The organism is Klebsiella sp. CN_Kp113, from assembly GCF_040064585.1.
Classification (GTDB): Bacteria; Pseudomonadota; Gammaproteobacteria; order Enterobacterales; family Enterobacteriaceae; genus Klebsiella; species Klebsiella michiganensis.
The window spans coordinates 43315-55331 of sequence record NZ_JBEAID010000035.1 but is presented as its reverse complement, the minus strand read 5'-3'; the positions used below and the strand labels follow the sequence as shown (position 1 = coordinate 55331).

Genomic DNA, 12017 nt, shown 5'->3' with positions numbered 1-12017 from the left:
CACTATCCCTGCTGTTGAGTTTTGTTTGTCAGATTCAGGAGCTGAAATGGATAACGTCTTTCATCAACCGCAGGGTGGCAACGAGATGCCGCGTTTTGGTGGCCGCGCCACGATGATGCGCCTGCCATTTATCGAAGATTTACAGGGACTTGATGCAGCGTTTGTCGGCATCCCGCTGGATATCGGAACCTCACAGCGTTCCGGAACGCGCTACGGACCGCGCTATATTCGTACCGAATCGGTAATGATTCGCCCGTACAACATGGCCACCGGCGCCGCGCCTTTTGATTCACTGTCGGTGGCAGATATCGGTGATGTACCTATCAATACCTACAACCTGCTCAAATCGGTGCAGATTATCGAGGATTACTACACCGGTTTAAATAGTTTTCCGCTTATCCCCCTGACGCTGGGGGGCGATCACACCATTACCCTGCCGATCCTGCGCGCGCTGACCAAAAAGCACGGTCCGGTTGGGCTGATTCACGTCGATGCCCACACCGATACCAACGATGAGATGTTCGGCGAAAAGATTGCCCACGGCACCACCTTCCGCCGCGCCGTCGAAGAGGGGCTGCTGGATCTTAAACGCGTCGTGCAGATTGGCCAGCGCGCGCAGGGCTACGCCGCAGGTGACTTCCAGTGGGGCGTCGATCGCGGTTTTCGTCTGGTTCAGGCCGAGCAGTGCTGGCACAAATCTTTGACCCCGCTAATGGCCGAAGTGCGCCAGCAAATGGGGGCTGGCCCGGTTTATCTCAGCTTCGATATTGATAGCCTCGACCCGATCTGGGCCCCCGGCACCGGAACCCCGGAAGTGGGCGGACTGACATCGATTCAGGCGCTGGAAATCGTGCGCGGCTGCCGCGGCCTGAACCTGATTGGCTGCGACCTGGTCGAGGTCTCGCCCCCCTATGACGTCAGCGGCAACACGTCCCAGTTGGCCGCCAACCTGCTGTATGAAATGCTCTGCGTTCTCCCGGGCGTGAAATATCCATAGAGGAAAAACCATGCAGCTTAACGTCTTTCGCACGCTGTGGGGCGTCACCACCCCGTGGCAGCAAACGGTCAGCGAACTCCGGAGTGTCGGCTGCTGCGGCATTGAAGCGCGGGTTCCGCTGACGCCAGAAGAGCAGCGGACGCTGGCCCAACGCATCGAAGCGTCCGCGCTTGAGTATATCGCCATTGTGTTCAGCGGCGGCGGCGTTATTCCGGCCCAGGCCGAGACGCCCGCGCAGCATCTGGAGCGCTTAAAAGAACGTTTTGCGGCGGCAAAAGCGCTTAATCCGCGCTTCGTCAATCTGCTGGCCGGTAACGACCGCTGGCCGCTGGCGCAGCAGGTGGATTTTCTCGGCAAAGCGCATGAGCTCGCCGCCGAATATGAGCTGTTCTGCAGCTTTGAAACCCATCGCGCCACGTCGCTGTATAGCCCGTGGCTGACGCTGGAGATAATTCAACAGCTGCCGCAGCTGCGCTTTACCGCCGATATCAGCCACTGGATCGTGGTAAGCGAACGCCTGCTGGATGACCCCTGCGATGACTTCAGCGCCTTTATCGAACGGGTCCACCATATTCAGGCCCGCGCCGGGTACGACCAGGGGCCGCAGGTGCCGCACCCCGCCGCGCCGGAATATCGGGCGGCCCTGCGGTTTCAGCAGCGCTTCTGGGAACAGATCTGGCAATCGCAGCGCCGGCGCGGCTACCAGCACACCACGCTTACGCCGGAATTTGGCCCCGATGGCTACCTGCATCACCTGCCGTTTACCAACGTTCCGGTCGCCGACCTGTGGTCGCTGAACGCCTGGATGGCCCAGCGTGAACAGCAGCATTTTGTTGAATTCACCTCGCAAACTGAATAAGGAACGGAAGAAATGACCGCTGCAAAAAGTTCGTTTACTGAATTACCGACCATCGATATCAGCGACCTGGCCTGCGACGATCTCGTCCGACGCCAGGCGGTGGCCGACGCCATCGGCCAGGCGGCCCGCGAAGTCGGCTTTTTCTACGTTACCGGCCACGGCATCGCGCCTGAACTGATTGCCGGGATCCGCGCGGCGGCCAAAGAGATTTTCGCCCTGCCGATGGAGCGCAAGATGGCGTACTACATCGGACAGTCGAAAAGCCATAAGGGCTACGTTCCCGAAGGGGAAGAGATTTACGGCTCCGGCAAGCCGGATCACAAAGAGGCGTTTGATATCGGCTTTCAGGCCGCCGACGACCACCCGTTCGTCGTGGCGAAAACGCCGCTGATTGGCGCCAACGAGTGGCCTGACGTGCCGGAATTTCAATCCCGCGTGCTGGCCTACTATGACGCGGTCTTCGCCCTTGGGCATCGCCTGTTTGACGCCTTCGCTCTCGCCCTTGGCCTGCCGGAGGGCTATTTCAGGTCGATGGTTACCTGCCCGCCGTCAAAGCTGCGTCTGATCCACTACCCCTTTGACGCCAGCGCCGAAGATGTTCCCGGTATTGGTGCACACACCGACTATGAATGCTTCACCCTGCTGCTCGCCGACCAGCCGGGTCTTGAAGTTCTGAATGAAGATAGCGACTGGATCGACGCCCCGCCGCTGAAGAACGCGACCGGAGAAGAGGCTTTCGTGATTAATATCGGCGACATGCTGGAAGTCCTGAGCGCTGGCACATTTGTTGCAACCGCACACCGCGTACGCAAGGTGCCGCAGGAACGCTACTCCTTCCCGCTGTTTTTCGCCTGCGACTACCACACGCTGATTCGCCCGCTGCCGGGCTTCCTTGAGGCAGGCGAAGCCAGCGAATATCAAGAACTGAGCATTGGTGAGCATATGTGGAGCCAGGCGTTACAGACCTATCGCTACCTGCGCGAGAAAGTCACCCGAGGCGAGCTCCAGCTCCCCGAACGCGCCCGCGGCACTAACACCTTTGGCCATCTGAAAAAACAAGCACAGCAAAAAACCGTAAATAACCCGTGAGGATAAATGATGAACAAAACGCTAAAAAAACTCTCGCGCCGTGTGGCTTTATCCATCGCCGTCACCGCTTGTTTTTCACCGCTGGCTCAGGCCGCTGAGCTGCTGACCGAGGGCGTCTTTAAAGTCGGGATGGAAGTGACCTATCCGCCTTTTGAATCCTATGACAGCAATAACAATATTGTCGGCATCGACCCGGAGTTCGCGGCGCTGATCGCCGAACAGCTGAAGGCAAAACCGCAGCTTATCGACACGAAATTCACCAGCCTGATCTTAGGTATCGGTAAAAAATACGATGCGGTGATCTCCGGGATGTACGTGACGCCCGAGCGCCAGAAGCAGGCGGACGCCATCCCTTACGCCCTGTCCGGCGCGTCCATTATTGCGCTGAAAAGCAGCGCCATTCAGCCAAAAACGGAAGACGAACTGTGCGGCGTGAAGGTTGGTCTGCAGGCGGGTACCGCCTGGGTTTCCAGCCTGAAAACGCACTCCGACGAGTACTGCCTGAAAAACGGCAAACCGGCCATTAGTATTCAGGAATTCCCGACCGCGCCGGAAGCCTCCCAGGCCCTGCTGTCGAAAAATATCAACGCCCAGTTAGAAATCGCCCCGGCGGCGCAAATTATCGTCGAGAAAAGCCGCGGCCGCCTGGCCATTAGCTCGAACCGCCTGGTCTATCCGCTGCCGCTGGGAATTTACGTCGCCAAAGGCAACACCGAGCTGGCCGAGGCCATTAAATCAACGTTAGCCACCCTTAAAGCCAACGGCAAATATGACGCCATCATCAAGAAATACAACTTAGAAAGCATCAATTAATACAATAATTAAACGGGAGTCGGTATGGAGTTCGATTGGGGATACTTTTTTTCATTATTTAGCGTTGGGGCATTCTGGCAGGCGTGTGTCACCGTGGTTGTCGTCAGTTCATTGTCCTGGTTTATTGGCCTGATATTAGGTTTTCTTTTAGCCTGCGCGAAGCTCTCCGGCCCGCGCTGGCTGAAGGTTCCCGTCGAACTCTATATTTGGTTTTTCCGCAGCGTACCGCTGATGGTCCTGCTGGTCTTTGTCTATAACCTGCCGCAGCTGTTTCCGGCCACCCAACCGCTGCTCGGCGTTCCGTTTATTGCGGGGCTGGTCTCGATGACGGTGACCGAAGCGGCCTACATGGCGGAAATCCATCGCGGCGGCCTGCTTTCGGTCGCCAGGGGGCAAAGCGAAGCCGGGCATGCCTTAAGCTTTAGCTTTATCGGGATTCAGCGCTTAATTATTATCCCGCAGGCGTTTCGTATTTCCCTGCCCACGCTGATTAACGAATACATCACCATCATCAAGCTCAGCTCGATTCTGTCGGTTATTTCGCTGCCGGAGCTGCTGCTGACCGGCCAGCGCCTGTACGCGCAGAATTTTCTCGTCATGGAGACGCTGCTGGCGGTCGCCATTTACTACGTTATGGTCGTCACGGTGTTTAGCTGGCTGTTCCGGGCGCTGGAAAACCTGCTGGATATTCAGCGTAAGCGCCCGCAAACGCTCAACGAGCGTGAATGCGAAACCCTGCGCCAGAACCTGAAGCCGCCGGTACAGACGCAAAAAGCGCAGGCCGCCAGCGGCAACCCGCCGGCGCTGGATCTGCACGCCATCGAAAAATCCTGGGGCCAGCACCACGTACTGAAAGGCATCGACCTGAAAGTGGAAAACGGCGAGGTAATCAGTATCATCGGCCCGTCCGGCTCCGGCAAAACCACCCTGATCCGCACCATTAACGCCCTTGAAAGCATCGACGGCGGCGAGATCATTCTTTACGGCGAGGATTACCTGAAGGGCGCCTCCATTGTTGATAAACAGCAAATGCGCGCGGGCGTACGCCGCATCGGCATGGTGTTCCAGGGCTTCAACCTGTTTCCCCACCGCACGGTGCTGGATAACGTGATGCTCGCCCCGCTCTATCACAAGCTGCTCGACCGCGCCGCCGCCAGAGAGCAGGCGCTGTGGCTGCTGGATAGCGTCGGTCTGCTGGCGCACGCCGAAAAGTACCCGTATCAACTCTCCGGCGGCCAGCAGCAGCGCGTGGCCATCGCCCGCGCCCTGGCGCTGAAACCGGACATCATGCTGTTTGATGAACCCACGTCGGCGCTGGACCCTGAACTGGTTGGCGAAGTGCTGAAGGTCATTCAGTCCCTCGCCCGCGAAGGCATGACGATGATTATCGTGACCCACGAGATGGACTTCGCCTTATCAATTTCTGACCGGGTGGTGATGATGGAAAACGGCGTCGTGCAGAGCGATATGCCGCCGCAGCGCATTCGCAGCGATGCCGCCGATCCGTCCCTCACCCGCATTCGTGAATTTATGGGAGTGCAATAAATGGCAACTGAACGGGAACTACGCCAGCAGCTGGCCGCCGCCTATCGTCTGGCGGCGCTCTTCGGCTGGGAAGACACGCTGTATACCCACTTCTCCGTGCGCCTGCCCGGTGACGGCGAGCCGCGGTTTTTGATTAACCCCTTTGGCATGATGTTTGACGAAGTCACCGCCAGCAACTTAATCGTGGTCGATATGCAGGGTAAGGTCGTCGAGGGCAGCGCCCCGGCAAACTCGGCGGGATTTACCATTCATAGCGCGGTCCATATGGCCCGGGAAGACGCCCACTGCGTGATCCACACCCACACGCTGCCGGGGATGGCCGTTGCCGCCTGCGCAGACGGGCTGCTGCAGCTTAACCAAATCAGCACCGAATTTTATCAACGCGTCGGCTACCATCCTTATGAAGGCGTCGCATTCGATCTCGATGAACGCGTGCGGATCCAGCGCTCGCTCGGCGAGAACATCGCCCTGATCCTGCAAAGCCACGGGCTGCTGTCGGTCGGGCGCACCGTCGCCGATGCGTTTTACATCATGTACTACCTGAACCGCGCCTGCGAGATCCAGATGGCCGCCGCGCAGCTGGCGCCGCTCGGCCCCATCCATACGATACCTGAACCGCTGAGCCGGCACGCCTGTGAGCAGCTGATGGGGGTTGAACATGAACGCCAGCTGGTGTGGCAGGCGTGGCTGCGGCGCCTGGACCGTCTTGATACTTCTTATAAGAGCTAATGCCTATGACTCAGTTCACCATCGTCGTGGATTGTAACGATCCTCAGTACACCCGGGAGATTTGCGCCGCGTTCGCGCTATTCCCGGAAGTGAAAGCGGTTCTGCCCGAGGACCCCGCCGCCCGCGAGGCGCAATACGCCTGCTGCTGGTTTCCCGACCCGCAGCTGCTGGCGCGCTCGCCTCAGCTGAAGCTGATCCAGGCCGCGTCTGCCGGCGTAGACCATTTGCCCGCCAGCGTTTTCGCCAGCGACGTTCCGCTCTGCCGGGTGGTGGATGAAGATTTTCGTCACGGTATGTTTGAATACGCGCTGTGGGGCGTACTGTGGTTTCAGCGTCGCTTTGACCGGGCGCTGGCCCACCAGCGCGAGCGCGTCTGGAAGATGTATCCGCAGCGAGCGGCGGCCGATTATCACGTTGGCGTCATGGGCCTCGGCGAAATTGGCGGCTATATCGCCTCGCAGCTGGCCGCGCTGGGGTATCGGGTTTCCGGCTGGGCGCGTAGCGAAAAATCCCTTGCCGGCGTGCGCTGCTACCACGGAGAGACGCAGGCTGGCGAATTCCTTGGCCAGCTGGATGCGCTGATCAACGTCCTGCCGTTAACCGGGGAGACGCGAGGTATCCTCGCCCATCCTTTACTGCAGCAGCTGCCCGACGGCGCGTCGCTGATTAACTGCGGCCGCGGCGAGCATATGGTGAATCAGGACGTGCTCGAGGCGCTGGATAGCGGCAAGCTGTCCGGCGCGGTGCTGGACGTCTTCCCCGTCGAGCCCCTGCCCCAGGAGGACCCGCTGTGGCAACACCCGCAGGTGGCGATCACGCCGCATATGGCCTCCATCGCGCAGACGGAGGTGATTGCCCGCCAGCTGCTGGACAACATCCGGCGGCAGCAGCAGGCGCTGCCGCTGAAAAACCTGGTGAACAAACGGAGCGGTTATTAACCTTGCGCGTCAACGGCGGGATGTCCGTGGGTTAACCGTTGCTCCGTCTGGTTGATATGATGCTCAATGACCGCCCGGTGCGTATCGTCCGGCGGTAATCGTTTTAGCAGCAACCGCCACGCCGTCAGCGCCTCGCTGAAATGCGCCTGCTCTGATGCACTGAGCGCATACAGATTAAGCAGGCGGTCGTTAACGCGCTGGCCCTCCATCAGCTGGCGCACCAGCGCACCGCCCCGCGGGTCAGATACCCGCAGCAGCGCCTCCGCATAGCCAAATGCCGCACTATCGTTATCCGGAGCCAGCGCGTAAGCGCGAGCATAGGCTTGAGTCGCCATAGCGGCGTTGTCCAGGACCCTGCCGAGACGCCCGAGCATAAGCCAATCCTCAATAGAAGCGTCCGGATTTTGCCACAGCGTCGTGCGTAGCCCAAGGGCCAGACGCCGCAGCTCGTCTTCATCAAGCGGCTGCGCCTTTGGATCCTGCACCCGCGCCAACAGAGCCGGCGTCTGAGCCACCGCCTGCTGCCAGCGTTGCACCTGCTGATAGTGGCCGGTCTGGCTATAGCTGACCGCGCCTACCGCCAGCGCAAGCGCCGCGCCAGGTATAAAAATCCACGGCCCGGCGGATTTATCCTCCGGCGCCCGGCCGTCAGAAAACGTCTCCTGCCCTGGCCTGACGCGGCGGCGGGAGCGGGCCACTATAGCCCAACCGCCCATGGCGATCGCTGCGGCCGGCACGACCCACAGCAGCATCGTCAGCGGGGTTAATGGCGGATCGTAGGTAACGAAGTTGCCGTAGCGCGCCACCATGTAGTCCACAATATCGCTGTCGCTTTTTCCTTCCTGCATAAGCGTAAAAACTTTCTGCCGCAGGTCGGCCGCGATCGCGGAACTGGAATCCGCAATGCTATTGTTCTGGCATTTCGGGCACCGAAGCTGCTCCGTGAGCAGGCGAAACCGCTGTTCCTGCTCCTCGTCCTTAAACGGCATGACATCAATAGCGGCCAGCGCGTTTGCGCAAAGCAGCAGCATCAGCGCGCTCAGTAATAATCTCATGGCGCAGCCTCCCGGCTAAACTTCTCCCACAGCGGCCTGAATTCGCGCTCCCACACCCGATCGTTAAGATCCCCCGCGTGGCGGTAGCGAATGATCCCCTGTCCATCGATCAAAAACGTCTCCGGCGCGCCGTAGACTCCGAGATCCAGCCCGAGCATCCCGTCGCCGTCAAACAGGCTCAGCGCGTAGGGATTGCCCAGCGTGTTCAGCCAGCCAATTGCTTTCTGCCGATCGTCTTTGTAGTTCAGACCCACCACGCGGATCCCCCGCGCGGAAAGCTGATTCAAATACTGATGCTCTGCGCGACAGGTCGGGCACCAGGTCGCCCAGACGTTAAGCAGCAGCGGTTTGCCCTGCGCCAGCGCATCCGACTGAAAATACTGCCCGGGATCTTCCAGCGCCTCAAGACGGAAAATCGGTACCGGTTTTCCGATCAGCGCCGACTCCAGGCTATTGGGATCGTCCCCTTCCACATTACGCGCCAGCTGCCACAGCAGCAGCATCGCGATAGCCATAAAAATGACCAGCGGCATCAACAACGTACAGCGCTTCATCTGGCCTCCGCGCCAGGATATCCGCGGCGCGGGCGATAGCGCGGATCGCACAGGCACAACAGCCCGCCCAGCGCCATCAGCACTCCCCCGGCCCAAATCCAGCGTACGAACGGTTTATAATAAAGGCGTACAGCCCAGGCGCCGTTGCCCAGCTCTTCGCCCAGCGCGGCATAGAGATCGCGGGTAAATCCGCCGTCAACCGCCGCTTCGGTCATCATGGCGCTGCTGCTGTGGTAAAAGCGCTTTTCCGCATTCAGTATCGCCTGCGGTTCGCCGCGTCGCATGACGCCAATCACCGCGACGGCGGAGCGATAATTTGGGCCGATCGCCTCTTTGACCTCACGGAAAGAAAAGCGATATTCATGGACATCGACGCTGTCGCCCACCCGCATGCGCACGTCGCGCTCCACGCTGTAATTTTGACTAAAGGCGATACCCACGAGGGTGACCGCCAGCCCGAGGTGGCCTGCGACCATTCCCCAGTAGCTGAGGGTCATCCTGGCGCCGCGTGAAACCCGCAAAGCGATCTCTACTCCCGCCAGCACAAAGACCCAACAGGCCATCGCCAGCCCGACCACCGTCATGGCGACAATCTTATCGCCCAACCACCACGGCAACAGAAGCGACAGCGCCAGCGTGCTTGCGCAGGCAATAACCAGCAGCCCCCTGAGCTTACGCGGGCGATCGCGCCCCCAGCGCACCAGCGGGCCGATGCCCATCAGGAGCGCAAACGGCGCCATCAGCCAGCTAAACATCGTATTAAAGAACGGCTCGCCAATCGAAATACTGCCGAGGCCCAGCTGTTTATGCACCAGCGGCAGCAGCGTACCCAGCAGCACCGTGAGCATAGCGGCCATCAGCAGAACGTTGTTGCCGAGCAGCAGCGACTCGCGCGACCAGAGCGCATTATTTACCCGAGAGCGGACTTTATAGCCACGCATGGCGAACAGCAGTAAAGAGCCGCCAATGACCAGCACCATAAAGGCTAGAATAAACATGCCGCGCGCCGGGTCGGAGGTAAAAGCGTGAACCGAGACCAGCACGCCGGAACGCACCAGAAAGGTCCCCAGCAGACAGAGCGAAAATGCGCAGATAGCGAGCAGAAGCGTCCACGCCTTGAAGCTGGCGCGCTGTTCAGTGACCGCCAACGAATGCAGCAGCGCGGTGCCGGCCAGCCATGGCATCAGCGACGCGTTTTCCACCGGATCCCAGAACCACCAGCCTCCCCATCCGAGCTCGTAGTAAGCCCACGCGGAGCCCAGCACAATACCGAGCGTCAGGAAGGCCCACGCCGCCAGCGTCCACGGGCGAGAGAAGCGCGCAAAGGTGCTATCCAGCCGCCCGCTCAACAGCGCGGCTATCGCCAGGGCAAAACTCACCGAGAAGCCCACATAGCCCATATACAGCAGCGGCGGATGGAAAATGAGCCCGGGGTCCTGCAACAGCGGGTTCAGGTCGCGCCCTTCAATGGCAAATTCCGGCAGCGTACGGGCAAACGGGTTGGAGGTGAACAGAATAAACAGCAGAAAGCCAACGCTGATCGTTCCCATCACCGCCAGCACCCGGGCGACAATATCAAGCGGCATTCGCCTGCTGCGCAGCGCTACCGCCACTGTCCAGCCGCTCATCAGCAGCACCCATAGCAGCAGCGAACCTTCATGTGCGCCCCAGGCTGCGGCCACGCGGTACCGGACCGGCAGCTGAGTATTGGCGTTACTGGCCACGTAGCTCAACGTAAAATCGTTGGTAATGAAGGCGTTAATCAGCACCATAAAGGCGCCCATAATGAGGATGAACAGCAGAACGGCAAATACCCGGGAAGAGGCCATCATTCGCCTGTCCCCCCGCGCCGCGCCCCACAGCGGATAGACGGAAAGCAGTAGCGCGACGCCAAGCGCCAGGCACAGCAGCCCGTTGCCGACTTCAGGCATCATAAGGATGTGTCCCTGTAGGCGCTATCCGGGCGACGATGGTTGCTCTCCATCGCTTTTTCCACGTCTGGCGGAGTGTAGTTCTCATCGTGTTTGGCGAGCACTTCTTTCGCCTGTATCCGGTTGTGCGCATCAAGCTCGCCCTGAACCACCACGCCCTGCCCTTCGCGGAACAGGTCCGGCAGAATGCCTTCGTAGCTGACGTCCACCGAACCTTCGGCGTCATAGATGCTAAAACTCACCTGCAGCGAATTCGCATCCCGCTTCACGCTGCCGGGCGCGACCATCCCGCCGACGCGCAGACGCTGACCCCGCTCGGGCCGCTGCTGCGTTTCGCGCTTGCCGTAGAGGATTTCGCCAGGCGTATAGAACAGGTCGATACTGGAACGCAGCGCATAGAGCACCAGCGCGGTGGTCAGCGTTAGCCCGGCGATCACCGCGAGGGCGACCCACAGGCGGTTTTTGCGGCGAATATTCATATCGCCTCCCGCGCCGCGCGCCTGCGGGCTTCACGGGCGCGCTGCCGGGCGATATCGCGCAGAATGACACGATGCAGGATCGCGCTGTGCGCGACCAGCGCCGCCAGCGGGAGAATGGTCAACGCCACCGCCAGCCAGACGTAAAAGGCATAGCCGCCCATGGCCAGGAAATCACTCCAGCTTGTAAATGCGCTGCTCATCGACGACCTCTTTTTAAAATCAGTTCACTGACCCACGGGCGACGTTTTTCCATGAGCAAAATCAGATTCCGCATGCGCATTAGCGCCAGCGTGATAAACAGCAGCAGGTAGCCGATAATCGCCAGCCGCAGCGGCGCGCGCATCGCCGGGGCGATGCTTTGCTGCATATTCGTTGAGCCCTGATGCAGGGTGTTCCACCACTCAACCGAGTAGTGAACGATCGGTAAATTCACCACGCCAATCAGCACCAGAATAGCCGCCGCGCGCCCGGCCAGACGGCGATCGTCAAAAGCGTGCCACAGCGCTATCGCGCCGACGTAGAGAAACAGCAGCACCAGCTCAGAGGTTAATCTGGCATCCCAAACCCACCAGGTTCCCCACATTGGCTTACCCCACGCGGAACCGGTCACCAGCGCCACAAAAGTAAACACCGCCCCCACGGGCGCCATCGCCGCCAGCGCCAGATTGGCCATTTTCATCTGCCAGACCACGCCGATGAACGCCGCGGCCGCCATCAGGGCATAAATGCCCATAGACCACATTGCCGCCGGAACATGCAGATAGATAATGCGATAGCTCTCGCCCTGCTGATAGTCCGCGGGCGCAAAGCCAAATCCCCAGACCCAGCCTGCGATCAGTACCAGCGCGCTGGCGCCGCCCAGCCACGGAGCGACCCTGCCGCAGAGCTGATAAAACCGCGGCGGATTCGTCAGTTGAATCCCTGTTTTCCTCATATTTCAGTCACCAGAAATAAAGATAAATCCATTGATAAGCCCGGGCCTGGATCCCCGGCGCCGCAAACCTGATAAGCGTCATCCATCAAAAACC

The 12017-nt window shown here is 59.9% G+C and carries 13 protein-coding genes; 7 read left to right on the top strand and 6 right to left on the bottom strand.

The genetic code is table 11. The features are described from left to right. Nucleotides 1-46 precede the first annotated feature (46 nt). From speB to ABLV30_RS22715, 7 genes are read left to right on the top strand one after another with little or no spacing between them, the layout of a single operon-like run. On the top strand, nucleotides 47-997 hold the full coding sequence (gene speB / locus ABLV30_RS22745; protein WP_014226466.1) for an agmatinase: 951 nt from the start codon (nucleotides 47-49) through the stop codon (nucleotides 995-997). A gap of 10 nt (nucleotides 998-1007) precedes the next feature. Beyond that, the gene (locus ABLV30_RS22740) at nucleotides 1008-1856 is read left to right on the top strand and encodes a TIM barrel protein (protein WP_014226467.1); all 849 of its coding nucleotides are present in this window, start codon (nucleotides 1008-1010) and stop codon (nucleotides 1854-1856) included. 12 nt (nucleotides 1857-1868) lie between these two features. Then, nucleotides 1869-2945 carry a 2-oxoglutarate and iron-dependent oxygenase domain-containing protein gene (locus ABLV30_RS22735; protein ID WP_009652534.1) on the top strand — a complete coding sequence of 359 codons (1077 nt, stop codon included), beginning with the start codon at nucleotides 1869-1871 and terminating at the stop codon, nucleotides 2943-2945. 9 nt (nucleotides 2946-2954) lie between these two features. Further along, entirely contained in the window at nucleotides 2955-3758 is an 804-nt protein-coding gene (locus ABLV30_RS22730; protein ID WP_009652546.1) for an ABC transporter substrate-binding protein, read from the top strand. Nucleotides 3759-3782: 24 nt separating this feature from the next. Then, nucleotides 3783-5303: an amino acid ABC transporter permease/ATP-binding protein gene (locus ABLV30_RS22725; protein WP_161506273.1), complete on the top strand. Its 1521-nt coding sequence runs from the start codon at nucleotides 3783-3785 to the stop codon at nucleotides 5301-5303. Continuing rightward, a complete protein-coding gene (locus ABLV30_RS22720) occupies nucleotides 5304-6032 on the top strand; it encodes a class II aldolase/adducin family protein (RefSeq protein ID WP_004853394.1) in 729 nt (242 codons plus the stop codon). It abuts the gene before it with no gap. A gap of 5 nt (nucleotides 6033-6037) precedes the next feature. Then, entirely contained in the window at nucleotides 6038-6970 is a 933-nt protein-coding gene (locus tag ABLV30_RS22715) for a glyoxylate/hydroxypyruvate reductase A (protein ID WP_049083636.1), read from the top strand. On the opposite strand, the gene ABLV30_RS22710 is transcribed toward ABLV30_RS22715, so the two are convergent. From ABLV30_RS22710 to ABLV30_RS22685, 6 genes are read right to left on the bottom strand one after another with little or no spacing between them, the layout of a single operon-like run. Beyond that, on the bottom strand, nucleotides 6967-8025 hold the full coding sequence (locus ABLV30_RS22710; protein ID WP_014226472.1) for a cytochrome c-type biogenesis protein CcmH: 1059 nt from the start codon (nucleotides 8023-8025) through the stop codon (nucleotides 6967-6969). The genes ABLV30_RS22715 and ABLV30_RS22710 overlap by 4 nt on opposite strands. After that, nucleotides 8022-8579, bottom strand: coding sequence for a thiol:disulfide interchange protein DsbE (gene dsbE / locus ABLV30_RS22705; protein ID WP_014226473.1), 558 nt, complete (start codon nucleotides 8577-8579; stop codon nucleotides 8022-8024). The genes ABLV30_RS22710 and dsbE overlap by 4 nt, the downstream gene beginning before the upstream one ends. Then, the gene (locus ABLV30_RS22700) at nucleotides 8576-10513 is read right to left on the bottom strand and encodes a heme lyase CcmF/NrfE family subunit (protein ID WP_049083628.1); all 1938 of its coding nucleotides are present in this window, start codon (nucleotides 10511-10513) and stop codon (nucleotides 8576-8578) included. The genes dsbE and ABLV30_RS22700 overlap by 4 nt, the downstream gene beginning before the upstream one ends. Continuing rightward, nucleotides 10510-10989 carry a cytochrome c maturation protein CcmE gene (gene ccmE, locus ABLV30_RS22695; protein WP_025107310.1) on the bottom strand — a complete coding sequence of 160 codons (480 nt, stop codon included), beginning with the start codon at nucleotides 10987-10989 and terminating at the stop codon, nucleotides 10510-10512. The genes ABLV30_RS22700 and ccmE overlap by 4 nt, the downstream gene beginning before the upstream one ends. Then, a complete protein-coding gene (ccmD, locus tag ABLV30_RS22690; protein WP_032750932.1) occupies nucleotides 10986-11189 on the bottom strand; it encodes a heme exporter protein CcmD in 204 nt (67 codons plus the stop codon). Before ccmD ends, ccmE begins: the two co-directional genes overlap by 4 nt. Further along, a complete protein-coding gene (locus ABLV30_RS22685; RefSeq protein ID WP_049083626.1) occupies nucleotides 11186-11923 on the bottom strand; it encodes a heme ABC transporter permease in 738 nt (245 codons plus the stop codon). The genes ccmD and ABLV30_RS22685 overlap by 4 nt, the downstream gene beginning before the upstream one ends. Between the last annotated feature and the right edge of the window lie 94 nt (nucleotides 11924-12017).